This is a genomic window from Exiguobacterium sp. BMC-KP (assembly GCF_001275385.1).
Lineage (GTDB): Bacteria > Bacillota > Bacilli > Exiguobacteriales > Exiguobacteriaceae > Exiguobacterium_A.
Genome location: NZ_LGIW01000015.1, coordinates 21843 through 46120, shown reverse-complemented (window position 1 = coordinate 46120; position 24278 = coordinate 21843). Strand labels below are relative to the sequence as shown.

Sequence of the window (24278 nt, the reverse complement as noted above, 5' to 3'; positions counted from 1 at the left end):
GAGAAGCGTATAAATTTTCAACAAGGAGCTGTCAGCATGAATCAATGGACACGTGAAGCACGATATCGTCCCCTCTCGGATGTCGATCCGAGCGTTTACCAAGCGATGAAGGAAGAAGTTCGAACGTCTCCTTGGCGATTTTCCTATCATATTCAACCACCAACTGGACTCTTGAATGACCCGAACGGTTTCGTCTATCACAACGGTCTCTATCATTTATTCTATCAATGGTTTCCACTCGGACCCGTCCATGGGCTGAAGTACTGGTATCACATGACATCAAAAGATCTAGTACATTGGTTTGATGAAGGAGCCGCCTTGATTCCAAATGACGATCCTGATTCGCATGGTGCTTATTCTGGTAGTGGATTCATTAAAGATGACCAAGTCCACATCATGTACACCGGTAACAAGCGGGATGCCGATTGGAATCGTCATACGAGTCAAATCGTCGGACATCTTCGCTCGGATGGTCGAATCGAAAAACATTTACCCCCTGCTATTCCAACTGTTCCTGAAGGGTACACTGAACATTTTCGTGATCCGAAAGTATTTCAAAACGCATCCGGTATGTGGTACTGCATCATTGGTGCACAGCGGAGTGATTTAACAGGATGTACTGTCATTTATCAATCTCAAAATGCAGAGCACTGGACGTTCCTCGGTGAGCTACAGACGAATTATCAGACATTCGGTTATATGTGGGAATGCCCTGACTATTTCGAACTCGATGGAAAAGGTATTCTTCTATTTAGTCCACAAGGGATCGAGCCCGACGGTGCGAACTATCAAAATATTTTTCAGTCCGGTTATTTCATCGGTGAACCATTAGCATTACCAAACTTAGAATTCACACATGAATCATTCCAAGAACTCGACTTCGGATTTGACTTCTATGCGCCACAAACAACAGAGGCAGCAGACGGTCGACGGATTCTCGTTGGTTGGATGGGCTTACCAGATATCAATTATCCTTCTGATATCTATAACTGGGCTCATGCTTTGACATTACCTCGTGAACTATCGATTGAATACGGACAACTTCGTCAACGGCCCGTTCGCGAACTGACACAACTCCGAAAAGAGACGCTGTTTGACGAAACAATTCTTTTCGAACAGAATGTGACGATTGGTGAAGCTGAGATTTTCGAACTCGTCCTTTCAGATCTGAAACTGACGTCTGATTCGTTCCGCTTCTCTGTTCGCCAAGAGGCAACAGAAGAGACGGTATTCCACTATGATGCTGCGTCTCGTCAATTTTCGATTGATCGAAGCCGTTCAGGTGTGGAAGTGCCTGCCGAATCATTCGGCACTTCGCGGTCGACTGTTCTTACGAAGGACTTGCATACGTTACGCTTGTTCATCGATCGATCTTCATTCGAACTTTTCCTGAATGATGGAGAAGCCGTTGCAAGCGGACGTATTTTCCCGAAAGGATCGAGCCGAGGGATTGAATTCTCAGGTGAAGCCACTGCCCACCTCTCACTCTATGATTTATCATAAATGAACAAAAGCATTTTCCTGAACAGAATCAGGAAAATGCTTTTTTGCTTCACTGCTTTAATCGCAATTCTTTTTCTAAATCGAACGCGAGGATGTGCTGCTCTCCGATTGGTCCCATGACAGACTGTAGCGTATCAACGTATCCCGTCTTGAAATAGAGTGATTTTGCTGCAATGTTCTTTTTATTGACCGCAAGTGTAATCGCTGTGACTTCTGGGAAATGATGATGAACAAACTCCGGTAACTGCATCATCGCTTCTTTTGCGTACCCTTGGTGCTGATGACGCGCATCAATGGAGAAGGCACGTAACAAGACACTTTGTTCGTCGGTTCGATGCGTTTTAGGTGGATTGAGGTGGAGAATAAAAAATCCGACGACGAGCTCATCTTTTTTAATGACAACTGGAAATTTATCTGGGTGGGCAACTGCGTCTGTGACGACATCCGTTGGAAAAGAAGTGAATTGGACTTGCTCTTCCGGAAGAATGAACGCATCACATTGTTCATAATGTTCATTCGTATACATGTGTAATTTCACTACAGACATTCTCATTCCGCCTTCCCTCTTTGTACAGGACAAGAGAGTAATCTCTTACATCTATTCCCATTTTAATGTTTTTATGCTCATTTGCCTAGTTTTTTAAAAGATCTAGCGTCCAAAAGGCTTTTGTCTCTTTATTCCACAGTTCCTCTTTCCGTAATCCATTCTTGCTATTAAAAATGCTACACTAAGGAAAGTTCGATTTAATAAACACGAAATAAAATGCTCGAGGTGAACTGTATCATGCATGAAGATTTTTTCGAACAGATGGAGCGATTGACCGGTATTCAGCTGAATCCTGTTCAACGACAGGCAATCGAACATGACCATGGTCCTTTGCTGTTGCTCGCCTCACCCGGCTCTGGAAAAACAACGACTCTTAATTTTAAGATTGCTTATTTGATTTTACAAAAACGCATCGAACCGCATCGTATTCTAGGTCTGACGTTCAGTAAAGCAGCAGCCCGTGAGATGGCGGACCGATTCTATCATTTGTTCCATGAACTAATCGGAACAACTGCGGCTTTTTCGACGATCCATAGTTTTGCTTTTCAAGTCGTCCGGGATCATACGTCCCAACAACGTCTCTCCTATACGATCATCGAAGGTCCGATGGATCAACAACATCCAAATGCTCCACATAAACGGATGTTACTCCGAAGGATTTTCCAAGAAATCAATCGAAGTGTCGTCACTGATGATCAGATGGATGAGTTATTACGAATGATTTCCTTCGTCAAAAACCGTCTTCTTTCTTTAAAGGAAATCAAGGCAGTTCCGACGACGATCAAACATTTTCCTGACATCTATGTCGCATATGAACAATTCAAATCGCGTGATCCATTACATCCCTTACTCGACTTTGATGATATGTTGACGTATGCGAATACGATTCTTGAACAAGACCGTCGTTTATTGCAACATTACCAACGTCGTTTCGACTATATCTTAACGGATGAGAGTCAAGATACGTCACTTGTCCAACATCAATTGGTTGAAAAGCTAGCCTTACCACACAATCGTCTTTGTGTTGTCGCCGATGATGATCAGACGTTATACAGCTGGCGTGGCGCAGACGCTTCTAAAATTTTGCACTTCAAGGATACGTATCCAAATGCGACAGTCCTATACATGGAACAAAATTATCGTTCGTCTCAAGACATCGTCTCGGTTGCTAATCAATTCATTCAGCGTAATAAAGCACGCTATCCAAAACAGATGTTTACAGAGAATGATTCTGTTCGTCCGATCATCTTAGAAACACTACCTACTTACGAGGATCAAACTCGCTATCTATTGAACCAATTACGAACAGAGACGAATTATCGTGAAGTAGCCATCTTATATCGCAACAATGCCTCATCGATTAATGTGATGAACGCCTTGGATCAAGCAAACATTCCGTTCTACATTAAGGATGTCGACCATAAATTCTTCAGTCATTGGATTTTGAAGGATATTTTAAACTTCATGACATTCGCACAAGATCCGACAGATATCGAGGTTTTAGCAACCATTCATACAAAGTTTGCCGGGTACATCTCAAAAGCTCAGCTCGCTCAACTACAGCAGTTCGATACAGGTGAGTCTTTGTTTGATCTACTCATCAATAAAATTGATATGAAGTTCTATCAAAAGAAACAACTTCAGCAAATGAAGCGCACCTTCGCTTCGATTCAGACTGTTCGACCGTCCGCTGCGCTATCCTTGATTCGTCATGAGCTAGGCTATGAAAAGAATTTGCGAAAAATGAGTGAGAGTCTTGGTTTTAGCCTCGATCACTTGCTCGAGACATTGAATACGATTGATAATATCGCGAGCGATGTACCGACGTTACTCGCCTTCCGCGAACGGATATCGCATCTTGAACAATTAATGCGTGATGCCAAACAAAATAAAAATCAAAATGCAGTCACCCTTTCAACCTTTCACAGTGCGAAGGGACTCGAATTTGATCGTGTCTTCATGATTGATTTAGTCGCGGGTATTCTTCCATCCGCTGATACGATTAAGGCCTATAAGAACGGACAACTCGATGATATGGAAGAAGCAGCACGATTGTTTTATGTTGGGATGACACGAGCCCGTCACGAGCTACATCTCCTTTCGTATCGATTTAAATCGAAGTCGTACGATGTTTCCCCATTCGTCGAAGATGTTCACCGTCTCGTTACGCCGGATGATGCCAAACGGAAGACAGAACGTCAGCGCCCTGCTGTTGCAACAAGAGCTAGTGTTCCTCCGTTACCGATTACCGAGAACATGCGTGTCTCTCATACGGCGTTTGGTCCAGGGACGGTTTTGCATCTGGTCGATGACGTATTAGAAATTTCGTTCGATCAAGGAATGAAGAAACAGCTATCACTACAAGTCTGTTCCGAGAATGCCTTACTCGAAATTTTATGAGCTAAAAAAGCCTGTTTCACATGTAGATGTGAAACAGGCTTTTTGTATACGTCAGTTTTTCGTTGATGACCCATTTTGACGAATCAGGGCATCCCGAATTTCTGTTAATAATTTTTCTTCTGTCGTCGGGACTGCTTCTTCTTCAACGACTTCTTCCTTTTTCCGGAACGAAGTAATGCCTTTAACAAAGATGAACAGAGCAAAGGCAATCAATAAGAATTCAATACTCGCTTGAAGAAATTGACCATATTGTAACTCCGCATTTCCGACCATGACTGATAATCCTTTGACATCAATGCCACCAATGATGATTCCGATCAACGGCATGAAGACACTGTCGACGAGCGACTTGATGATACCGCTAAAGGCTGCACCAAGAATGACCCCGACCGCTAAATCAATCACATTCCCGCGAAATGCGAACTCCTTGAAGGCCTTAAACATGAAACGTCCCCCTTACCAAGCACGGGACGCCAACTGCTGAATCGCATATCCGACGCCGTGCTCATCGTTTGTTTTCGTCACGTGATGGGCGATTGCTTTTGCTTCATCGTGACCATTCCCCATCGCAATCGCCTTGCCAGCAACTTTGAACATCGGAAGATCGTTCAAGTTATCGCCGATGACAGCAACTTGTTCAATCGGTACACCGAGATGATCGGCAAGAATTTTGACCGCTGTACCTTTATCAGCACCAACTGCCATGACTTCGATGTTATCATGTCCTGATGATGTAACATATACACCGTCGACCTTCTGTTCGATTTCTTGCCAAATCGTTTTCATTAATTCTTGATCAAATGAAAACGAAATGAACTTGAACACTTGACCCGCTTGATTGCGAATGTACGATCGGAATCCATCAATCATCTTGACATCTTCATGGACATAATAACGATCGTGGAAGAAATCAAGGACTTGTTTTGCCCGATCACTTTCTTCACTTAGCTCTTTCAGCGAATCGTAGGCTGCATCGATCGTTGCCCCCTGTGCTGTCACGAGTCCTTGATCACAGAACATCTCGAAGAAAACTTCATATTGGCTGATGATGCCGTAAATTTGTTGCGCTTGCTCCGTCGTTAACGTCGTCGCACTCAATTCTTCTCCATCGACCGTCATGACGCGCGCTCCGTTTGAGGCGATGATCGGACAGTGAATACCTGCTGCATCCGTTAATTCCTTCGCGTTTAAGTAGTTACGTCCTGTTGCAATTGCAAATTCTACACCTTGCTCGCGTGCTGCTTCAATTGCTTGAATCGTCTCCGGTTCAATTCGTTGTTTACCCGAAAGAACGGTACCATCCATGTCTGATACGAGTAGTTTGATTGGATTTGTCATCGTCTTCACTCTCCTCTTTTTCTCTTTCCATACCACTATACCATTTTTCACATTTTGGCTGGTCCTAAACACCATTTACAAGATTGGTGACAGTAAACGTGAAATACTTTCTTTGAATTTGATCATTCTTGAACGTGCCGCATAGGACTCGACCGTCATGAGTTTCGAGACGTCACAATCAGCTAGGAAAAGTCGTTCCAATTCAGTTGCGATACCTTGATCATAGACAATCGTATTCATCTCAAAATTCAAACGAAAACTTCGCGCATCAATATTCGTTGTTCCAACTGAAGCAATTTCGCCATCGACGACGATTGTTTTCGCATGCAAAAATCCAGACTCATACGTATAGACGTTAGCTCCGTAAGACAGCAGCTCTCCTACAGCAGCAGTCGTTGCCCAGTAAACGAAAGGATGATCCGGTTTGTTCGGGATCATGATGCGCACTTCCACTCCTGATAATAAGGCTGCCTTACACGCATCTAAATAACTCGTGTCTGGAATGAAATAAGGCGATTGGATATAAATCGTTCGTTTCGCTTCGTTGATCATCTTGATCAAGGCAAGCTTTAAATATTCTGAGCGAGAATCCGGTCCAGACGTGACGATTTGCATCGGTAAAATATCATGAATCGTATGTGTTCCGTAGTAAAACAGCGATTTTTCCGTGTAGATATCACTTGCTTGGTTCCAGTCGAGAATAAAGCGATCCAGTTGATCGTGAACGACGTCACCTTCTAAACGAAAATGCGTATCTCGCCAGTAGCCGAACTTTTCATCGATTCCGAGATATTCTGTACCAACGTTAAATCCACCGATATAACCAATGCGACCATCGATGATACAGGATTTACGATGATTGCGATTATTTAATCGAAAATTGACGAACCCGATCGTCGACGGAAAAAAGGCAAACACTTCCCCACCGTGTGCTAATAACTCCTTAAAATCTGTTCGTTTGAGGCTACGTGAACCGACAGCATCGTACAACAGTCGAACTTTGATCCCGCGGCGGGCACAGTCAGTTAATGTATCAATCAACGCTAATCCGAGGCGGTCCTTTTGAATGATGTAGTACTGAATATTCACTTCATGCTCAGCCTGTTGAATATCTTGAATCATCCGATTGAACTTCTGTTCCCCATCTGAAAGGATCTGCAATTGATTCGAAAGACTGAGTAGCGAACCGTTCGACATCAAATTCATTCGAATCATGTCTCGGTGTTTTTGAATCATCGGATGTCTTCCCATCGTCGTTAATTCTTTTTTCTGCAAAGTAATCCGTCTATCATGTTCCAATTGTTCTTCTTCCGTGATCCGATAAAAATTCGTTTTTTTCAATAGTCTTCCGAAAAAGAGATAGACGAAAAATCCGACGAGTGGAACGAAATACAAGATAAATACCCATGCCCACGTCGCTCCAATATCGCGCCGTTCCAGAAAAATAACCGTTAAAACAGCTAAGATATTCATGATAAGCAATCCGTAAACGATGATGATCGTGAACGTACTCCATACTTCCACCATACAATTACCTCCCGTTTCAACGGTATCCTTCAATTTTTTGATTCCTCTGTCTCTTATTCCCGTTTCCTTCCTCGTCATTCTTCTGAAGACAAAAAAAACCTTTTTAAAGCACGAAAGGCTTCAAAAAGGTTTCCATCGATCATGACTCTTGGCACGGTTCCGGTTGTTGTAACGCCATTTGTTCAAGTGTCGTTTTGACACCTGCGACACAATCTGGCAGTCCAACACCATCATAGGCAAGTCCTGCTAAATAAATATGTGGATAATGAGAAGCGACAGTGTCTCGCACTTCTTGAATCCGTTCCGCATGTCCGACCGTATAGGCAGGTAATCCATCTAATAAACGACTGATAACGATGCGTTCCGGTTGAAGTGCACGACCACAAATTTTTTCTAGATCTTCTAAGACGACGCGCTCGATCACTTCGTCTGATTCTCGAACGAGGGCGTCTTTCCCAGGACGTCCAATGAAGGCACGAAGTACCGTATGATTCGGTGCTGCATGATTCCATTTTTGATCAATCGCCGTGCACGCTGTAATCGAATACGGTGCTCGACGATTGACGATGAACCCTGTCCCATCAATTGGTAACGCTGTTTCCTTGTCAAAAATCAATGTGACGGTCGCTGTCGAGTGTGTCGAAAGGTTCGCGAGTCCGGGAAGTGTTACTTCTGGTAACAAGGAAACGACTTGGCGATGTGGGATCGTCAATAAAATATCATCAGCGAACTCCGGACCATGGTCTGTTTCGAGACGATACCGTCCGTCGTTCTCACGTTCGATTGATCGAAGCGGTGTTTCGAGACGAATCTCTGTCCGTTCGAGCACTTCTTCCAATCGTTCGACGAGCGATTCGAGTCCTGTTGCGAGCGACAAGAATTGACCTGTCGCTTTGAGCGTCGGACCTTGTTGCTGATCAAGCGGACGCATGAGGCGCATCCCCTCAAACAAGCTTCCTGCCTTTTGCTCATTCGCGACAAATTGTGGATATGTCGCAAACGTGCTCATCCGGTCGATATCCCCCGCATAAATACCTGAAAGAAGCGGTTCGATCAACTTCTCGACGAGTGCATCCCCTAGGCGTGGACGCAAGTATTCCCCTAGTGGAATATCTCGTTCCGGAATCGTTAAATCAGCAGCAGGATGGAGCAATCGCTCCGTCACTTCTGCTTTTTCCTCTTCCGTCAATAGAGAGGTTTGTACGAACAACTCTAAATCCGTCGGGATTCCCATCACGGCACCTTTCGGAATTGGATGAAGACCACGCGCATCTAAGATATAGGCTTGCGACGTATTGTTCCGAACGAGCTGATTGCCTAATCCAATCTCTTCGATGAGATCGGTCAGCACGTGTTTTCGTGCAACATACGAATCTGGACCACGTTCGATCGTTAGTCCTTCATCTCGGAATGTCGCTACCTTCCCACCGAGACGACCTTCTGCCTCGAGTAACGTGATGTTCATATCCGGAAACTGTTTCTCTGCATAGTAGGCAGCCGCAAGTCCTGAAATACCGCCGCCTACGATGACGAGACGTTTACTGGACATAACTACCCACCTGTTTCGCAACGGCTTCCGTGACAGCTTTCATGAAAGCTGGATCCGCATTTGGCATGACAGGTCGAGCATAATGAATTCCGAGTTCGTCGCAGACGACTTTACATTCGTAATCATTATCGAACAATACTTCTAAATGATCGGCAACAAAACCAACTGGTACGTAGACGAACGCTTCGTACCCTTTTTCTTCATAGACGTCCCGTGTCAGATCCTGAACATCAGGTCCGAGCCATGGTTCTGGCGTTTGTCCAGCTGATTGCCAACCTGTGATCATATGCGATACACCAGCACGTTGGGCGATCAATTCTGCAGTTTCTTTCAATTGGTCTGGGTATGGATCACCGTTTGCAATGATTTTCTCAGGCAGACTGTGTGCTGAAACAACGAGCACGGCTTTTTCTTCAGGTACTGGTAAAGCGTCGAACGTCTTGCGGATTTCTTTTCCCCACCAATCGAGGAACGCTTCTTCTTTATACCAAGATTCAACAGATGCGAGGCGAATACCATGTTGATCCGCGACTTCCTTCGCACGACCATTGTACGAACGGATACTGAACGTAGAGTAATGTGGTGCTAAAACGACCGTGACCGCTTCTGTGATGCCGTCTTTTGCCATTTGCTCGACAGCATCCTCAACGAACGGTTCAATATGTTTTAGACCAAGGTAGAGTTTAAACTCAATCTCGCCCGCGTATTTCTCAGACAATTGACGGTGCAACTCTTCTGCTTGATCAATCGTGACTTGCGCGAGTGGTGAGACACCCCCGATTGCTTCGTAACGTTCCGTCAACTCTGCCAATGCTTCGGGAGACGGTTTGCGTCCACGTCGGATGTGCGTGTAATAACGCTCGATATCTTCTGGTTTATACGGCGTACCATACGCCATGACAAGTAATCCTAACGTCTTCATTTTCCTACCTCCATTTTTTCTTTCGAATAATCATGGATAAATGCAGTCAAACGTTTCAATACTTCTGGATCGACTTCTGGAAAAATACCGTGACCGAGGTTAAAGATGAAGCCTGGTTGCTTCATACCCATATCGAGAATCTCTTTCGCTTTTGCTTCAAGGATATCCCATGGTGCTAATAGGTAAGATGGATCGAGGTTTCCTTGGACAGGTTTCGTTAAACCACGCTCACGTGCTTCATCGATCGACAAACGCCAATCAAGTCCGACGACGTCTAACGGTAAGCTGTGCCATTCTTCTGCCAAATGACTCGCCCCTACACCAAACATGATCATCGGTACACCCGTGTCTTTTAATTCCGTGAAAATACGTTCCATCGTCGGCTTGATATAACGGACATAATCTTTCCGGCTTGTCGTTCCGACCCATGAATCAAAGATTTGGAACGCTTGGATCCCTGCATCTACTTGTGATTTGATGTAATCGATGACCATGTCACCTAGTTTCTCCATTAAGGCATGCCATACCTCAGGTTGTCCATACATCAATGCTTTCGTTTTATGGTATCCCTTTGAAGGTCCACCTTCAATCATATAGCTCGCAAGTGTAAATGGTGCTCCAGAAAAACCAATCAACGGTACTTCGAGTCGTTCGCGCAACAAACGAATCGTCTCATAGATATACGGAATATCTTCGCGGTTGAACGGCTGCAGTGCTTCGACATCCTCCATTGTGCGAATCGGGTTCGCGATGACTGGACCAATGCCACTCTTGATTTCGACATCAACGCCCATCGATGGAAGTGGTGTCATGATATCTTTATACAGAATCGCTGCATCGACCCCTAATTGTTTTACAGGTAGTTCTGTCACATATGCGCCTAGCTCCGAGTCATGTGTGATCTCGAAAAGCGTCCGTGTCTTCTTGATTTCACGATATTCCGCTTGATAACGACCTGCTTGTCGCATGTACCAGACGGGAACGTGATCAATCTGCTCGCCACGGATCGCCCGCAAAAACGTATCATTGAATTTCTTCATCATAACTACCCCTTTATACTCGTTCTAACGCCCCAAAAAAACGTACGATAAGTTTGTGAACACAGAAACATTATATCTGAAATTAAGAAGTCTGTGCCAATAAATCGTTTACAAAATGACAGTTCTGTTACCAGTTCATGAAATGTTCACTGTTTCTTGTAAAGACCGAATGCAGCATTTAATTGACCACGAATCAAATCAGAACGTTGCTGTTCCGTTACCTTCCGTTCTTTTTCACGTATTTCATGTGTCCGCCAACCATCCTCGATTTTTTCCGCGACTTCAACGAGTCGCTCGACATCCGTAAATGAATATTTTCGCGTCTTTCCATTTGTCCGTTCTGGAAAGATTAGTTTTCGTTCTTCATAGTAACGAATCTGACGTTCCGATAATCCGGTCAATTCACAGACGATTCCAATCGACATCACCTTTTTTTCACGGTAGTTCATCTTCGTCACTCCTTTCCACAAAAATACCATGTCAGATTTTCTGACACAACACGTTTCTTCCAAAGTGTTTCCGTCTAAAGTAAACACATACTTTAAATGGATAAAGGAGGAACGACAATGAAACTGGAACAACTCGCTATCTCAGTCGATACGTTTTATGTCTTATTCGCAGCACTGCTCGTCTTTACGATGCAAATCGGATTCTTACTTCTAGAAACAGGGATGTTACGGGCCAAGAACGCAGGGCATGTCGCCGTCAAACAGATCATCAGCTTCTCAGTCGCCGCCCTCGCCTTTTGGGCAATTGGATTTGGATTGACCTTTGGCGATGGTAATTCCATTATCGGAACGGAAGGGTTCTTCTTACATGGAGGATTCAGTAGCCTTGATTGGTCGAACATCACGATCGATGTGAAATTCCTCTTCCAACTCTCATTCGTCGCTGTCTCCCTTGCGATTGCTTGGGGTGGATTCGCAGAGCGCGCTAAATTATCCGTCTACCTGTTGTTTGGAACGTTTTTCGTTGCTATCATCTATCCGATCATTGCACGTTCCGTTTGGGCAGGTGGATTCCTCGGTTCGCTCGGAATGCAAGACTTCGCTGGATCAACGGTCGTTCACTTACAAGGCGGAATTGCCGCACTCGTTGCTGCTCTATTGCTCAAGAAACGAATTGGTGCTGAAAAAACGCCTTTACTCGGACACAATGTCATCTACTCTGTCGTCGGTGCTTTTATTCTTTGGTTATGTTGGTTCGGATTCAACGCCGGTTCGACATTAACGATTGCCGACGGATTCTTTAGTTATGTCGCCTTAACAACATTACTTGCGACTGCAGCAGGTGCACTCGGCGCACTCGCCATCTCATTCTGGCACCGCCGTGTCGCAGATATCCCATCAATCATCAATGGTGTCCTAGCTGCACTTGTTGCGATTACAGCAGCCTGCGCCTTCGTTGAACCATGGGCAGCCGTCGTCATCGGATTCCTTGCTGGTGTGATCACGTATGGCACAAGCATACTTCTCGCAAGTCGCGTTGATGATCCGCTTTGTGCCTTCTCCGTCCATGGTGTCGCTGGTATCTGGGGAACACTCGCAACTGGATTCTTCGCTTCACCACGTCTTGTTGAAATCACAGGCATCGGACAAGCAGGTCTCTTCTACGGTGGCGGTTTTACGCAACTCGGTGTTCAAGCACTCGGTGTCGTCTTCGCTATCGTCATCGTCAGCGTCTTGAGTTACGCTTTCTTAAAGGTACTCGATCTTACGATTGGCCTTCGGATTACTCGGGAAGATGAACTTCGTGGACTCGACGTTGCTGAACATGGTCAAGCTTCTTACGATCTTCCAGCTCCGGTCAGCAAAGAATTACGGATGGTCGAAGAAGAAGAGCTATCAAACGAACGCGTCAATTAATAATGGGTAATGAACAAGAGCCTACACGATGAGAGTTCATCGTGTAGGCTCTTTCTAATTGTCTATCATTTTCGTGCATAATACTCGCCGATCATAAGTGCCAAGGCTGCTCCACCAACGACATAAATGGACCCGCTTAAAAAGAAACCAATCAGTGTCAGTACGATGCATTGACTGATGGATGCGAAGCGAATGATTTTCCGTTTAGCGTTTACGGAATTTCCATACGGCAATAGACGGGTCAATAGGTGCTGATCCACTGCTTTCGTAAATGGTGCCAACTGAAAACTCGTTAGTCCGCTAAACGCTGGAATCGCTAACGCGACGAACCAAACGTTACCGCTTGCCAACCACATGAAGACAGCTCCAATTAACGTCAAACGAACAATTAATCCGATTCCGTCTCCACTCCGAATAAATTGTTTGACGTACAAGTAATCAAATGTCGTTTGCGCCCGGTACGGAATTCGCTCGACCATGTTGCTTAGAAGACGACGTCGTTTATACGTTGCTGACAGGTGTGGAACATCGACGAACCAATTCGCTAACCGATAAAATCGATCGCGCGATTCCTGCTCAAGCGCAATCCATTCGCGAAGCGGAAGGTGGTCCTGACGCTTCAAATGGAGTACGACCATTAGGAGAAGTGCGACGACGATCGCCATCCACGCCATGTCGATGATGACGAGAAGTGCTGCTCCGAACGCGTATAACATCACCGTCCGATGTGCAATCCCTTCAAGCTTTGATAAATTCGCTGCCGCTCCGAACAATGCAAGCGATGCTCCAAGCAAAACAAGTTCAAGTGGTGTCGTCTGTTCCGTCCGAACATAGAGGACGACAACCGCTAAAAACGGAATCACCGCACGGATGATACCAAAGACTGCATTATACGCTCGTACTTGTTGCATAAACCCTGATAACCGTGCTAACACCGGTAATAGAAAAACTTGATCCGCCTCGACGAGAAACGTCCGACTCGTCCGGTAAAGCGGTAATATTAAAAATAAAGCGGCCATGACGAACCGACCAGGAAACGTTGGATCGAGTTGATCAAGGAAACGACCATAAACAACTAAACCGTACAAAATAACGAAGTACACGGTAAACAATAGTCCACCATTCGCCATGTATCTTGTGTATTTCACCGTTTCCGTCATCGCCGCCTGATACCGTTCCTTCCATAAGGATTGGCTGTTCATCGTTCCGCCTCCTCGATCGCGGCAACGTACAGATCATCTAACGTTCCATCTTGTAATCCATATCGTGCGCGTAAAGCGGCTGTCGTCCCTTCCGCTGCAATGTGTCCCTCATGTAAGAGTACAAATCGATTACAATGCCGTTCTGCTGTCTCAAGAATATGCGTCGACATTAAAATCCCTTTACCATCCTGCTTGAGTTCACTAAAAATTTGTAGTAATTCGCGAATTGCGAGCGGATCGAGTCCAACGAACGGTTCATCGACGATCAACAGCTCACTGCCTGTGACGAGTGCACACAAGATCATCGCTTTTTGTTTCATTCCTTTTGAGAAGACACTGGGAAACCATTCTAGTTGCTTCGTCATCCGAAGCCTTTCAGCGTAATGTTGCGCACGTTCTGTCGCGATTGCTTCTTCGACGTCATATCCTTGCGCCATCAGTCGAAGGTGCTCCCGTAACGTCAGTTGTTCATATAACATCGGCTGTTCTGGAATGTATGCGACTTGACGACGATAGTCGGTTTCGTTCGTTGCTAAATCCATTCCATTGATTCGAACTGATCCCGTCTTGACTGGTAAAAGACCAAGAATGTGCTTGATCGTCGTTGATTTCCCCGCACCATTTAAACCAATCAAACCGACGAGTTCGCCCTGATCGACTTCGATATTGATGTCATGCAGAACGGTTTTTGATCCGTATCCTCCTGACAAACCTTTGATATCTAATAACATATTTGCCACTCCCTTTAGCCTCATCGTAAAGTAGATTCTGTTAATTTTTCTAGCTTAACGCCTAGTTTTTTTAAATATAATGTTTTAATACTTGTTTTTTCGGCAATTACTCTAAGTGTAATCGTTACATCAATATATGAAAACGATTTACATGCAAATTGAAAGTGAAATCAATGAATCGTTCATTCATTCTTTATCAAGTGGTCTAATCATCTAGTCCTTTTATCGAACGAACGATTTCAGATTTTTTCATTTTCGCACGTGTTTATAACTGCCTGAAAACAGGTAAAACTAATATGTAGAGGAGATGTTTAAAAATGGGATTCTTATGGGCATTAATCGTTGGTGGTCTCATCGGTTGGATCGCAAGTCTTATTATTGGGAAAGACGTACCGGGTGGCATCATCGGTAACATCATTGCTGGTTTCATCGGTTCGATGATCGGTCAAGCTATCTTTGGTTCAATGGGACCGAAACTTGGCGGATTTGCTGTCATTCCGGCTATTCTCGGAGCAGTCATCTTGATCTTCATCGTTTCAGTTATTCTCCGGGCAGTACGTAAGTAATCATATATTCTAATCGAAAAGGAGTGTTTTAAATGGGATTCTTATGGGCATTAATCGTTGGTGGTATTATTGGTTGGTTAGCAAGCTTGATTTTAGGTAAAGATGTTCCAGGTGGTATTATCGGTAACATCATCGCCGGTTTTGTCGGTGCATTGATCGGTCAAGCATTATTCGGAGATTGGGGTCCAATGGTCGCTGGATTCGCAATCGTACCTGCTTTACTTGGTGCTATTATTCTTATCCTCATCGTATCGTTCATTCTCCGTGCGGTGAATAAACGATAAACAAAAAATCCCCCGGACAGATGTTCGGGGGATTTTTTTAGTCTTTCAATTGTAACCACATGCCATCTTCTCGCTCGACAACTCGCTTTTCTGCTCGTAAATTCAACCATTCGAACACACCTTCAAGAAAACTAGATGGATACTCCCAAATCGTACCGACTTGTTCTCGCTTCTTTCCTTCTGGTTTTCCAGCGATGGCTTCAAGTTCTTCTGGCGTCTTATTCAAGCGAATTAATAACTCATCGACTTGACCTGACTGATAGGTCACTTCATACCCATCGTATCGTGCTCGATTGGCGACCGTCGAATCAGGCGTTCCGAACGTATTCTCAAACGAATCACGCGAACGTCCAAGGTATCCGGTCATCGTATCGATACTTTTCCCGGTCCGCGCTTTCACTTCTGTCTCTAGTAACGTTTTGATATCGACCGCATATTCGTTCGACACCGTCGTGTTGAACTGATCGGCTAATTTAAAATCAACTGTCGCGTTCGGTTCATCTCCGAGTTGTACGGTCTTCGACTCCTGAACCGTTTGTCCTGACTGCTCCGCACTCACCTGAACATCGTATTCTCCCGGAGAACGCTTGATTTCAAGTGATTTCTGATCAATCGTTCCGATCTCTTCTCCATCGAGTGAAACTTCTGTCTTAGGCACATCACTCGAAACAGTCAATCGTTGAAGGTTCACATCAAGAGAGTACCGGTCATACCAAAGCCATCCTTCCTCTTCTTTTAACGTAAACACGTGTATTTTTACCTGTTTCCCTGCGTCTTGATCCTGTTTGACTTGTGCGACGACCCGATCCGTTCGCTCTGAATCAGCCGTCAACCAATTAATGAGTCGCGTCGCTTCACTCAGCGGCAACGACTTACCATTCATCGTGACTAGCTTCTGGAATCCACGCTGATCCTTTTCCTTCAGTAAACTGGCAAGTCGCTCGTCGGTTCGTTCAAGCTTCGATGCCTCTTGCATATTACGCCCGAACCAAAAGGCAAATAATAAGAAAAGACCGACCATGATGATGCTACCGATGAGCAGTCGCTGTTTTCGTTTTTTTTGTGCTGTCGAGGCTACTCGTGATGCCATGCAGTTCGCTCCTTTTCTTCATTAGCTGTATGTGTCTAAGTGTATCGACTTCAAATTGACTGTCAATCGTGCGGAAGTCGGAAACTTTCCGTATACTAATACTATCTTACCCAAAGGAGTGAACGTCCCATGCAAAAAGAGTCATGCATCTTCTGTAAAATCGCTCGAAAAGAAGTCCCAGGTCATATCGTTTTCGAGAACGAACAAGTTCTCGCATTTCTCGACTTGTCACAAGTGACAAAAGGACATACGCTCGTCATCCCTAAACAACATGCAGATAACATGTACGACCTCTCTCCTGAACAGGCACAAGATATATTTGCGACGATTCCGCAAATCAGCCGTGCGCTACAACAAGAAACTGGTGCAGCCGGGATGAATCTTTTGTCGAACACAGGAAAAGTAGCGGGTCAATCGGTATCCCACTTCCATCTCCATCTTATCCCGCGTCACGATAAACAAGACGGCTTTGGTGCAAAGTGGGAAGTTCATAACGAGGAATACACGACGGAAGAATTAGCTGAACTCGCAAATTCGATCGCCTCACGTATCTAAGTTTGTTCTTTTTCTTCTATTATTAGAAAAATATTGCCGAAATAGGTTTCTTCCATTCAATTTTCGGTAAAATAATATGAAACAAATATTTTAATATTAAAAAGGAGGTTCAGTATGTCGAAGCGTCCCCCCCGTAATTGGGTCGCTTTTGGTGCTACGCTAACACTTGTGACTTTTTACGGTCTGAAGGCGCTTCGCCAAGGTACGAAAAGCGACTCTTCGAACGGTCATCAACGTCGAAATTCTTATTCTACAATCGTAACGAATGTGCAGGATTTGACCCTAGAGGGCAAGAACTTAGTAGAGACAGCAAAAGCGTCTGGTATGCACTTCAAAGAAGAAGTCATGCAGAGCGTCTCGGAATACCAAACGGAAGTCCAAGCATCGCTCACGAAAATCCAGTCTCTCGCTGATGAAGCGAAACAGGAAGCAGACCAACTTTCTCCACAAAAGTAAGATCCGTTGCTTCGATTTGTTTTTGTATAGTTTGCATTTTGCGCGTTTGAGCCATTGTCACCTTTCGAAAGGATGAGTCAGATATGGAACACGAAAAGTTATATCCTGGACAAGAAGCATTGTTGTATAGCCACAAGATTGTCCAGTTAAGCAAAGCACTATGGAAAACGGTAGAAAAAGATTGGCAAAACTGGATCAAGCCTTTTGATCTGAACATTAACGAACACCATATCTTATGGATTTCGCACGCACTAGGTGGCGCATCGATTTCTGAGATTGCGAAGTATGGTGTCATGCACGTCTCGACGGCATTTAATTTCTCGAAGAAGTTAGAAGACCGCGGACTGTTGACGTTCTCGAAAAAGGAAACTGATAAACGAAATACCTACGTCCAGTTAACGCCGGAAGGTGAATCACTCTTACTTGAGACGATTCAAGCATTCCGTCCTGAAGAAAACGGCGTCTTCCGTGCCTCACTTCCTCTTCAGGAACTGTACGGGAAATTCCCAGAATTAACGGACATCTCCGCGATTGTACGTCGCTTATACGGCGATAGCTTCATGGATATATTCGCCGAAACATCGAAAATGATCACGGAAGAAGCAGATCGTCGTCCGCAAGATCCAGTCATGGACTCGATCAAAAAAGCATAACATCGTCAAAAGCGTTTTAGCCTTTAGCTAGAATGCTTTTTTTAGGTCTTTTTTCCTCATGACAAGGACATTACTACTATGTCTCAAGAGCGTTATTTCCCTCACAATTTCCCATAAAAATTATCCTCAACCGACTACTTGGATGTGATAGCATGGAAAAGAGCAAGTATCTCTTGGCATGACAAGATACAGCTGTCAACCAGACGAGAATATGATATGATAAAACGGTTGAAATAAATGGTAAATTAGGGGTGTATGTATGAAAAAGAAATTGTTAGGCGCAGCAGCAGTCGCAAGTGTATTTACGTTAGCAGCATGTGGATCGAATGACGAAGCCGTCATCAATTACAAAGGTGGCGAAGTCAACAAGGCTGACGTCCAAGATGAAGCATACGAAAAAGCTGGTGCTCAAATCGCCTTCCAGCAAACGATGAACAAATTGCTTGAGAAGAAATACGGCAAGGAAGTCACGGATAAAGAAGTCGAAGCAGAAGTCAAGAAAACAAAAGACCAGTTCCCAGATAAAGAGCAGTTCAGTACAACGTTGAAATCTGCCGGAATCAAGAACGAAAAAGAATTCGAAAAAGTTCTTCGCACACAAATGCTCTTAACAGAAGCAAAATCTGCGAAATCAAAAGTAACAGATAAAGAAATCCAAGAACGCTTCGATCAAGAAAAAGTCGAAGTCAAAGCAAGCCATATCCTCGTTGCAAAAGAGTCAGAAGCAAAAGACATCAAAAAGCAATTGGATGACGGCGCGGACTTCGCGAAACTAGCAAAAGAGAAATCAACAGATACAGGTAGCGGTGCAAAAGGTGGAGACCTTGGGTACTTCACAAAAGGTAAAATGGTCAAAGAATTCGAAGATTATGCGTTCAAGGATGGCGTTGAAGGTAAAATCTCCGATCCAATCAAAACACAGTTCGGTTACCACATCATCAAAGTAGTCGATCGTAAAGAAAAGAAAGACTTTACGCTTGATAAAGAAAAAGCACGCATCAAAAAAGCACTTGCTGAAGAAAAAGCAGCACAAGTCAACCCGAACGATATCTACCGTTCACTCATGAAAGAATACGATGTCAAAATCGAAAACAAAGACTTCAAAGATGCTTTCGATCTAGACAAACAAGAACAGCAACAGATGCAACAACAAATGATGCAACAGCAACAGCAGTAATTAAAAAAGGAAGCCTTCTCGGCTTCCTTTTTTTCGTTTTCAAGACGTAATGTTTAGCGAACAGTCCGGATTGGTGCCCGTTCGTATTGTTTCGGCAAGGCGACCGTATCTCCTAACTCAGCCGCTGCATGATAGACCCAGTAAGGCTGGCGAAGTAACTCACGTGCGAGCAGAACGATATCTGCGCGACCGTTTCGAACGATTTCTTCTGCATGGGCTGCCGTCGTAATCAATCCAACCGCTCCCGTTGCAATACCCGTTTCTCGTTTCAACTCTTCTGCGTAGCTCACTTGATAACCCGGATACACTTGCGGCACCGCATTTGCTACGACAGCACCTGAACTACAATCGAGTAGGTCGATGTTGCGTGCTGCTAGTTCCTTCGCAAGTGGAATATAGTCTGTTGCCGTCATTCCACCTGCCGCATGGTCAGCTGCTGAAATCCGGACCCAAATTGACAGCTTCGTGACTTCCTGAATACCATCAATGATCTCTAACAACAAGCGCATCCGATTTTCCGTCGATCCACCGTACTGGTCCTCACGCACGTTCGATAAAGGAGAGAGGAATGTGTTCAACAAGTATCCGTGAGCACCATGAATTTCAATGAAATCATATCCTGCTCGTTCCGCACGTAAAGCTGCATCGATGAACTGCTGTTTGATTGTTGCAATTTCTCCAAGAGTTAATGCTCGCGGATGTGTATACGTATCATCAAACGGTAAGTCACTCGGTGCAACTGGCGGTTCTGCCGTTGTGCTTTTACGTCCCGCATGCGCCAGCTGAATTCCTGCTTTTGCACCCGCCGCTTTGACTTGCTCTGCGATTCGTTGTAAGCCTTCGATATGTGCATCTGACCAGATACCGAGGTCACCAGCTGAAATCCGACCGTCTGGCGTGACGGCACTTGCTTCCAAAATGACGCCACCGACACCACCCATTGCACGGGTTGCATAGTGTGTGACATGCCAATCCGTAACGAGTCCATCTTCTTTTGCACTGTACATGCACATCGGTGCCATGATGACCCGATTGCGGAATGTCAGTGTTCCGAGTTGAACCGTATCAAACAACTTCGTCTTCATCTTTCTTCCCCCTTATAGCTTCGGACGGTAAAAAGCACGATTATCCAAGGCAAATGATCGTTCCGAGAACTGTCCTGGTTCAACATATTCAAGGAGGCGATCCATCATCGTCATCCGTGCATCGAGGTTATCGATCAAGAATAAGACTTCCGCTTCACGCATTTGTGGTGCAACGGCAGAACCCCATTCTGGTCGTCCGTGATGACTTAAGACGAGATGTTGCAAGACCGTCAGTACTTCTGCGTCGATTTGTAATTCTGCTCCGACTTTTTCGAGTTCCGCTACCATCATCGTAATATGACCGACCAGCTTTCCTGGTAACGTGTATTCCGGTGCAACCGGATCGGATAACTCCTTGATTTTCGCATAATCATGTAGAATGATGCCACTGATTAGCACATCACGGTTTAGCGTCGGGTAGAGTTGAGCAATTTGGTCTGCTAGACGCAACATGGAAAGGACGTGGTAAGACAGTCCTGAATAAAACGCATGATGATTCTTGACTGCTGCCGGATGCGTGAAGTAGGCGTCGAATCGTGATGTAATCAAATGCTTGACGAGCTTTTTCATATCACTATTTTGAATCGATTCTACGAACGCGAGTACTTCCGTCTCGATCTGTTCTCGTGGAATCGGTGCGGATTGGACATAGTCCTCTACATTCGTCTCCTCAAGGACCGTGATTTGCTTGAGTTTCAATTGCGTCCGCCCTCGATAGTCCATGACTTCTCCAGCGGCATGGACGATCGACTTTGGTGCATATTTCTCAAGATCACTCGTATCCCACATCTTCGTCTCAATTTCACCTGTCTTATCCGTCAAGATAATCGTCAAATACGGCTTCCCATTTGCCGCGATTCCTTTGACCGCTTGCTTGATCATCGCTCGCTGATCGAGCGTTTCTCCAATCGCTAACTTACCGATTCCTTTCATACTTGAAACACGTCCTTTATCTGTAAAATAGGTGTCTTTTTTATACTCGATTAACTACACTTAAGGTATATACTATTTCATTCTACTATATGGGAGTCATGAACATGGAACTGGAACCTCAATTTAATTGGTCCCGCTATCTTGATTTAGCTGACTATGAACAAACATTTCCGACAACTGTCGTCGACCAATCTGAAATGGATTGGGTCACACAGCTACGATCAAAAGATATGAACTTCACTCGTTCGGAAAAAGGAGTCCTTTACGGAGCTGTCGTCACATGGCAAAATCCTGTCGATAAAAGCGATCGTCGATCGATTTGTTTTTACGTGACAAAAGAAAAGTTGATTACGATCGGACTATCTGAATCGATCGTAACACTTGTCGCCCCCTACTCACCCGCGCATCCGTTCGCTGCCTTTTATACGATTCTTGCCTTACAGCTGAATACCTATTTTGCCGGTATTGATTTATTTGAGACGGAATTGTTTTCAAGACAAGACGAACTGCGTGGCAGCATCAATGAAGATTCGCTAGATAGTATCTTCGCGCTACGCGATACGATCGAGAACTGGTCCGATTTGATTGTTCCATTTCAAGAACTCGTCATGGCCGGAGAGGAATCGTTTCTTGAAGAAGAATCGTATCTAAAGGATCTCTCATTAAAGCTAGCTACGAAACGCGTTCGTCGCCTATTGATGCTCATTGAACACTATCAAAAAGACATTGAGGTCCTTCTCGACTTATCGACGACCGTCTCGAACTTCCGCGGAAACGAGATCATGAAGGCACTGACAATTTTTACTGCCGTCGCGACACCAACGATGGCTCTCGGTGCGATTTGGGGGATGAACTTTAAAATCATGCCAGAACTAGAATGGAAATATGGTTATGCCATATCTCTCGCTCTAATCTTTCTCTCGACCGGTGGCATCTTCTACTGGATGCGCTGGCGTGGATGGTTAGGCGCTCTTGTTCGTATGCCAAAAAACAGTCAACCTAAAAAATAGATATCAGAACATAAGTTCGTTATACTAATTGTATCATAACTACTGAAAGGAGACGCGTGAACGATGGAACGAAAAATCATTCATATTGATATGGACGCCTTTTACGCTTCCGTCGAGCAACGCGATCGTCCTCGATTAAAAGGTGTTCCCGTCGTCGTTGGTGGACCGCCGCATGCTCGTGGTGTCGTAGCGACCTGTTCCTATGAAGCACGTAAATACGGTATCCATAGCGCAATGCCATCAAGACGTGCGTTCCAGCTTTGCCCCCGTGCCGTCTTCATTCGTCCCCGCTTTGACGTCTATCGTGCCGTCAGTGCGCAAATCATGGAACTTTTTCGAGAAGTGACACCACTCGTCGAACCGCTCTCGCTTGATGAGGCATACCTTGACGTCACGGAGAATTATTTTGATCAAAAAAGTGCGACCTATATCGCACAATATGTCTTACAACAAATTAAAGAACGGACAGGTTTAACTGCTTCTGCTGGTGTCTCCAACTCAAAGCTCGTCGCAAAGGTTGCTTCCGGTTATAAGAAACCGGACGGCATGACGGTCGTTCCACCAGAGGACGTCCTCAGTTTCTTATCCCCTTTGAAAATCGGAGATTTACACGGCATCGGAAAAGTAACGGAACAAGCGTTACGGAAACAAGGAATTGAGACTGTATCTGATGTCCAACAGATGCCGGTCGAACAATTAAGAGCATTGCTCGGACGCGATCGTGGAACCGAACTGCATGCGATGGCACATGGGATTGATGAACGCCCTGTCCGTCCGGAACGAGAACGAAAATCGATTGGTTCTGAGACGACTTTCGAAGAAGACACAGAAGATATCGATACGATATTTGAGACGTTGATTCGAGAATCAAAATCTGTCATTGCGAGCCTACAGAAAAAAGAACTCGTATGTCGGACGATCACAATCAAGTGGAAGACTGACACGTTTCAATCTCGCTCGAAACGGCATACCTTTTCAGAAGAAACAGCAGACGAAGAACGCTTGCTCGAAGAAACAACCAAACTATTCAACGGTATCGCCTTTGACGGTCCGATTCGCTTGATTGGTATGACCGTCAGTCACCTCTCTACTCCTCCAGCTGCGAGACAGCTGACATGGCAGGACTTGGACTTACGCTTGTAAAATGAATGGTTATTCATTATACTGAAGGCAAGAACGAGCGAATAAGGGAGGAACAGGTATGCAGTATACGATTACAGTATTTTCAGATCGTGGGGAAACATTGCTCGATGACGTCTTCGAAGCAGAGTCGGATGGACAGGCACGGGAAGAAGGTATCCGTCGCCTAAGTGCGAGTGAGTATGCTCATCACGCAGCTCGTGTCACACTTTCCGGTCGTTTGATTCACTTCGAGCGGGCTTACCTGCCACGGATTGTTCCCACTTCATCTTGAGCGATATATGAAAAAAGGAAGACGCGCCATATCGGCACGTCTTCCTTTTGCTTACTTATTGAACGTCGTCTTGTTGCTCCATCATTGGTGCGTAGAGTTCTTCTAACGGCTTCATGATGATTTGTGTGACTTCCGTCAGCATCGTGTGCATCCGTTGCTCCTCTTGCATTAACTGGCTGATCAATGGATTGTTTTGTACTTCAAGCATTTTTGTTTGTGCCGATGCCATATCGTCTGGTGTAATTTCTTCACCTTGCATCTGTTTTTGTTGTAATTCGAGTTGGATGTTGCGGAATGAAGCGAATAACTCGTTTGATTCTGGATCTGCGTTGACTTGTGTATACAAATCTTTTAATGTCGTATACTCAGAAGTTTCGCGTAAAGCGCGCTCCAGTGTGTACGCGTGATCGTATAAGTTTGTTTCTGCCATG

Annotated in this window: 26 protein-coding genes; 12 read left to right on the top strand and 14 right to left on the bottom strand. The window is 44.8% G+C overall.

Translation table 11 applies throughout. The features are described from left to right. The first annotated feature begins 36 nt into the window (after positions 1–36). Complete coding sequence (locus ADM98_RS05805) at positions 37–1503, top strand: glycoside hydrolase family 32 protein (RefSeq protein ID WP_053452654.1); 1467 nt, start codon at positions 37–39, stop codon at positions 1501–1503. A gap of 49 nt (positions 1504–1552) precedes the next feature. Here ADM98_RS05805 and ADM98_RS05800 read toward each other — a convergent pair whose 3' ends face one another. Then, on the bottom strand, positions 1553–2050 hold the full coding sequence (locus tag ADM98_RS05800; protein ID WP_053454486.1) for a GNAT family N-acetyltransferase: 498 nt from the start codon (positions 2048–2050) through the stop codon (positions 1553–1555). Positions 2051–2287: 237 nt separating this feature from the next. Here ADM98_RS05800 and ADM98_RS05795 point away from each other — a divergent pair, with 237 nt between their 5' ends. Beyond that, the gene (locus tag ADM98_RS05795; RefSeq protein ID WP_053452653.1) at positions 2288–4450 is read left to right on the top strand and encodes an ATP-dependent helicase; all 2163 of its coding nucleotides are present in this window, start codon (positions 2288–2290) and stop codon (positions 4448–4450) included. Between the two features lie 51 nt (positions 4451–4501). Here the strand turns inward: ADM98_RS05795 and mscL are convergent, their stop codons facing one another. From mscL to ADM98_RS05760, 7 genes are all read right to left on the bottom strand, one after another. Beyond that, on the bottom strand, positions 4502–4894 hold the full coding sequence (gene mscL / locus ADM98_RS05790; protein WP_053452652.1) for a large-conductance mechanosensitive channel protein MscL: 393 nt from the start codon (positions 4892–4894) through the stop codon (positions 4502–4504). A gap of 12 nt (positions 4895–4906) precedes the next feature. Continuing rightward, complete coding sequence (locus tag ADM98_RS05785; protein WP_053452651.1) at positions 4907–5788, bottom strand: Cof-type HAD-IIB family hydrolase; 882 nt, start codon at positions 5786–5788, stop codon at positions 4907–4909. Positions 5789–5863: 75 nt separating this feature from the next. Beyond that, positions 5864–7315, bottom strand: coding sequence for a cardiolipin synthase (cls, locus tag ADM98_RS05780; protein WP_053452650.1), 1452 nt, complete (start codon positions 7313–7315; stop codon positions 5864–5866). 139 nt (positions 7316–7454) lie between these two features. After that, positions 7455–8864, bottom strand: coding sequence for a protoporphyrinogen oxidase (gene hemG / locus ADM98_RS05775; RefSeq protein ID WP_053452649.1), 1410 nt, complete (start codon positions 8862–8864; stop codon positions 7455–7457). Continuing rightward, positions 8854–9786 (bottom strand): ferrochelatase, encoded by a 933-nt coding sequence (gene hemH / locus ADM98_RS05770; RefSeq protein ID WP_053452648.1) that lies wholly within the window; start codon positions 9784–9786, stop codon positions 8854–8856. Before hemH ends, hemG begins: the two co-directional genes overlap by 11 nt. Continuing rightward, entirely contained in the window at positions 9783–10829 is a 1047-nt protein-coding gene (gene hemE / locus ADM98_RS05765; RefSeq protein WP_053452647.1) for a uroporphyrinogen decarboxylase, read from the bottom strand. Before hemE ends, hemH begins: the two co-directional genes overlap by 4 nt. Positions 10830–10972: 143 nt before the next feature. Continuing rightward, positions 10973–11275: a MerR family transcriptional regulator gene (locus ADM98_RS05760; RefSeq protein WP_023467353.1), complete on the bottom strand. Its 303-nt coding sequence runs from the start codon at positions 11273–11275 to the stop codon at positions 10973–10975. 117 nt (positions 11276–11392) lie between these two features. On the opposite strand from ADM98_RS05760, the gene ADM98_RS05755 reads away from it, so the two are divergent. Next, complete coding sequence (locus tag ADM98_RS05755; RefSeq protein ID WP_053452646.1) at positions 11393–12691, top strand: ammonium transporter; 1299 nt, start codon at positions 11393–11395, stop codon at positions 12689–12691. A gap of 65 nt (positions 12692–12756) precedes the next feature. On the opposite strand, the gene ADM98_RS05750 is transcribed toward ADM98_RS05755, so the two are convergent. Both ADM98_RS05750 and ADM98_RS05745 read right to left on the bottom strand, forming a co-directional pair. After that, on the bottom strand, positions 12757–13893 hold the full coding sequence (locus ADM98_RS05750) for an ABC transporter permease (RefSeq protein ID WP_053452645.1): 1137 nt from the start codon (positions 13891–13893) through the stop codon (positions 12757–12759). After that, positions 13890–14624 carry an ABC transporter ATP-binding protein gene (locus ADM98_RS05745; RefSeq protein ID WP_053452644.1) on the bottom strand — a complete coding sequence of 245 codons (735 nt, stop codon included), beginning with the start codon at positions 14622–14624 and terminating at the stop codon, positions 13890–13892. The genes ADM98_RS05750 and ADM98_RS05745 overlap by 4 nt, the downstream gene beginning before the upstream one ends. Before the next feature lie 317 nt (positions 14625–14941). Here ADM98_RS05745 and ADM98_RS05740 point away from each other — a divergent pair, with 317 nt between their 5' ends. Both ADM98_RS05740 and ADM98_RS05735 read left to right on the top strand, forming a co-directional pair. Further along, positions 14942–15190 carry a GlsB/YeaQ/YmgE family stress response membrane protein gene (locus tag ADM98_RS05740; RefSeq protein WP_053452643.1) on the top strand — a complete coding sequence of 83 codons (249 nt, stop codon included), beginning with the start codon at positions 14942–14944 and terminating at the stop codon, positions 15188–15190. 32 nt (positions 15191–15222) lie between these two features. Further along, complete coding sequence (locus ADM98_RS05735) at positions 15223–15474, top strand: GlsB/YeaQ/YmgE family stress response membrane protein (RefSeq protein ID WP_029340936.1); 252 nt, start codon at positions 15223–15225, stop codon at positions 15472–15474. A gap of 37 nt (positions 15475–15511) precedes the next feature. Here the strand turns inward: ADM98_RS05735 and ADM98_RS05730 are convergent, their stop codons facing one another. Beyond that, positions 15512–16564: a TcaA second domain-containing protein gene (locus tag ADM98_RS05730; protein WP_053452642.1), complete on the bottom strand. Its 1053-nt coding sequence runs from the start codon at positions 16562–16564 to the stop codon at positions 15512–15514. A 129-nt stretch (positions 16565–16693) separates the two neighbouring features. Here ADM98_RS05730 and ADM98_RS05725 point away from each other — a divergent pair, with 129 nt between their 5' ends. The 4 genes from ADM98_RS05725 (at position 16694) to ADM98_RS05710 (ending at position 19405) form a co-directional block, all read left to right on the top strand. Beyond that, positions 16694–17119, top strand: a complete 426-nt coding sequence (locus tag ADM98_RS05725) for an HIT family protein (RefSeq protein WP_053452641.1) — start codon at positions 16694–16696, stop codon at positions 17117–17119. Between the two features lie 114 nt (positions 17120–17233). Beyond that, complete coding sequence (locus ADM98_RS05720; RefSeq protein WP_053452640.1) at positions 17234–17575, top strand: hypothetical protein; 342 nt, start codon at positions 17234–17236, stop codon at positions 17573–17575. An 83-nt stretch (positions 17576–17658) separates the two neighbouring features. Next, positions 17659–18228 carry an HTH-type transcriptional regulator Hpr gene (locus tag ADM98_RS05715; RefSeq protein ID WP_023467344.1) on the top strand — a complete coding sequence of 190 codons (570 nt, stop codon included), beginning with the start codon at positions 17659–17661 and terminating at the stop codon, positions 18226–18228. Between the two features lie 259 nt (positions 18229–18487). After that, positions 18488–19405 carry a peptidylprolyl isomerase gene (locus ADM98_RS05710; RefSeq protein ID WP_053452639.1) on the top strand — a complete coding sequence of 306 codons (918 nt, stop codon included), beginning with the start codon at positions 18488–18490 and terminating at the stop codon, positions 19403–19405. Positions 19406–19458: 53 nt separating this feature from the next. On the opposite strand, the gene namA is transcribed toward ADM98_RS05710, so the two are convergent. Both namA and ADM98_RS05700 read right to left on the bottom strand, forming a co-directional pair. Beyond that, positions 19459–20490, bottom strand: a complete 1032-nt coding sequence (namA, locus tag ADM98_RS05705) for an NADPH dehydrogenase NamA (RefSeq protein WP_053452638.1) — start codon at positions 20488–20490, stop codon at positions 19459–19461. A 12-nt stretch (positions 20491–20502) separates the two neighbouring features. Beyond that, on the bottom strand, positions 20503–21423 hold the full coding sequence (locus ADM98_RS05700; protein ID WP_053452637.1) for an HD domain-containing protein: 921 nt from the start codon (positions 21421–21423) through the stop codon (positions 20503–20505). Between the two features lie 104 nt (positions 21424–21527). Here ADM98_RS05700 and ADM98_RS05695 point away from each other — a divergent pair, with 104 nt between their 5' ends. The 3 genes from ADM98_RS05695 to ADM98_RS05685 all read left to right on the top strand — a co-directional run bounded on the left by ADM98_RS05695 (position 21528) and on the right by ADM98_RS05685 (position 23847). After that, positions 21528–22433, top strand: a complete 906-nt coding sequence (locus ADM98_RS05695) for a magnesium transporter CorA family protein (protein WP_053452636.1) — start codon at positions 21528–21530, stop codon at positions 22431–22433. A gap of 63 nt (positions 22434–22496) precedes the next feature. Next, positions 22497–23576: a DNA polymerase IV gene (gene dinB / locus ADM98_RS05690; RefSeq protein ID WP_053452635.1), complete on the top strand. Its 1080-nt coding sequence runs from the start codon at positions 22497–22499 to the stop codon at positions 23574–23576. Between the two features lie 58 nt (positions 23577–23634). Beyond that, a complete protein-coding gene (locus ADM98_RS05685) occupies positions 23635–23847 on the top strand; it encodes a YhzD family protein (protein ID WP_053452634.1) in 213 nt (70 codons plus the stop codon). A gap of 55 nt (positions 23848–23902) precedes the next feature. Here the strand turns inward: ADM98_RS05685 and ADM98_RS05680 are convergent, their stop codons facing one another. Beyond that, a complete protein-coding gene (locus tag ADM98_RS05680; RefSeq protein ID WP_023467337.1) occupies positions 23903–24277 on the bottom strand; it encodes a YlbF family regulator in 375 nt (124 codons plus the stop codon). Between the last annotated feature and the right edge of the window lies 1 nt (position 24278).

Excerpts from the sequence above, each read along its gene's own strand:
- mscL (WP_053452652.1), bottom strand. The coding sequence starts at position 4,894 with ATGTTTAAGGCCTTCAAGGAGTTCGCATTTCGCGGGAATGTGATTGAT.
- ADM98_RS05715 (WP_023467344.1), top strand. The coding sequence starts at position 17,659 with ATGGAACACGAAAAGTTATATCCTGGACAAGAAGCATTGTTGTATAGC.
- ADM98_RS05700 (WP_053452637.1), bottom strand. The coding sequence starts at position 21,423 with ATGAAAGGAATCGGTAAGTTAGCGATTGGAGAAACGCTCGATCAGCGA.
- ADM98_RS05725 (WP_053452641.1), top strand. The coding sequence starts at position 16,694 with ATGCAAAAAGAGTCATGCATCTTCTGTAAAATCGCTCGAAAAGAAGTC.
- hemH (WP_053452648.1), bottom strand. The coding sequence starts at position 9,786 with ATGAAGACGTTAGGATTACTTGTCATGGCGTATGGTACGCCGTATAAA.
- ADM98_RS05730 (WP_053452642.1), bottom strand. The coding sequence starts at position 16,564 with ATGGCATCACGAGTAGCCTCGACAGCACAAAAAAAACGAAAACAGCGA.
- hemE (WP_053452647.1), bottom strand. The coding sequence starts at position 10,829 with ATGATGAAGAAATTCAATGATACGTTTTTGCGGGCGATCCGTGGCGAG.
- ADM98_RS05680 (WP_023467337.1), bottom strand. The coding sequence starts at position 24,277 with ATGGCAGAAACAAACTTATACGATCACGCGTACACACTGGAGCGCGCT.
- ADM98_RS05720 (WP_053452640.1), top strand. The coding sequence starts at position 17,234 with ATGTCGAAGCGTCCCCCCCGTAATTGGGTCGCTTTTGGTGCTACGCTA.
- ADM98_RS05795 (WP_053452653.1), top strand. The coding sequence starts at position 2,288 with ATGCATGAAGATTTTTTCGAACAGATGGAGCGATTGACCGGTATTCAG.
- ADM98_RS05750 (WP_053452645.1), bottom strand. The coding sequence starts at position 13,893 with ATGAACAGCCAATCCTTATGGAAGGAACGGTATCAGGCGGCGATGACG.
- ADM98_RS05800 (WP_053454486.1), bottom strand. The coding sequence starts at position 2,050 with ATGTCTGTAGTGAAATTACACATGTATACGAATGAACATTATGAACAA.
- dinB (WP_053452635.1), top strand. The coding sequence starts at position 22,497 with ATGGAACGAAAAATCATTCATATTGATATGGACGCCTTTTACGCTTCC.
- ADM98_RS05710 (WP_053452639.1), top strand. The coding sequence starts at position 18,488 with ATGAAAAAGAAATTGTTAGGCGCAGCAGCAGTCGCAAGTGTATTTACG.
- ADM98_RS05745 (WP_053452644.1), bottom strand. The coding sequence starts at position 14,624 with ATGTTATTAGATATCAAAGGTTTGTCAGGAGGATACGGATCAAAAACC.
- cls (WP_053452650.1), bottom strand. The coding sequence starts at position 7,315 with ATGGTGGAAGTATGGAGTACGTTCACGATCATCATCGTTTACGGATTG.
- ADM98_RS05740 (WP_053452643.1), top strand. The coding sequence starts at position 14,942 with ATGGGATTCTTATGGGCATTAATCGTTGGTGGTCTCATCGGTTGGATC.
- ADM98_RS05760 (WP_023467353.1), bottom strand. The coding sequence starts at position 11,275 with ATGAACTACCGTGAAAAAAAGGTGATGTCGATTGGAATCGTCTGTGAA.
- ADM98_RS05685 (WP_053452634.1), top strand. The coding sequence starts at position 23,635 with ATGCAGTATACGATTACAGTATTTTCAGATCGTGGGGAAACATTGCTC.
- ADM98_RS05785 (WP_053452651.1), bottom strand. The coding sequence starts at position 5,788 with ATGACAAATCCAATCAAACTACTCGTATCAGACATGGATGGTACCGTT.
- hemG (WP_053452649.1), bottom strand. The coding sequence starts at position 8,864 with ATGTCCAGTAAACGTCTCGTCATCGTAGGCGGCGGTATTTCAGGACTT.
- ADM98_RS05805 (WP_053452654.1), top strand. The coding sequence starts at position 37 with ATGAATCAATGGACACGTGAAGCACGATATCGTCCCCTCTCGGATGTC.
- ADM98_RS05755 (WP_053452646.1), top strand. The coding sequence starts at position 11,393 with ATGAAACTGGAACAACTCGCTATCTCAGTCGATACGTTTTATGTCTTA.
- namA (WP_053452638.1), bottom strand. The coding sequence starts at position 20,490 with ATGAAGACGAAGTTGTTTGATACGGTTCAACTCGGAACACTGACATTC.
- ADM98_RS05695 (WP_053452636.1), top strand. The coding sequence starts at position 21,528 with ATGGAACTGGAACCTCAATTTAATTGGTCCCGCTATCTTGATTTAGCT.
- ADM98_RS05735 (WP_029340936.1), top strand. The coding sequence starts at position 15,223 with ATGGGATTCTTATGGGCATTAATCGTTGGTGGTATTATTGGTTGGTTA.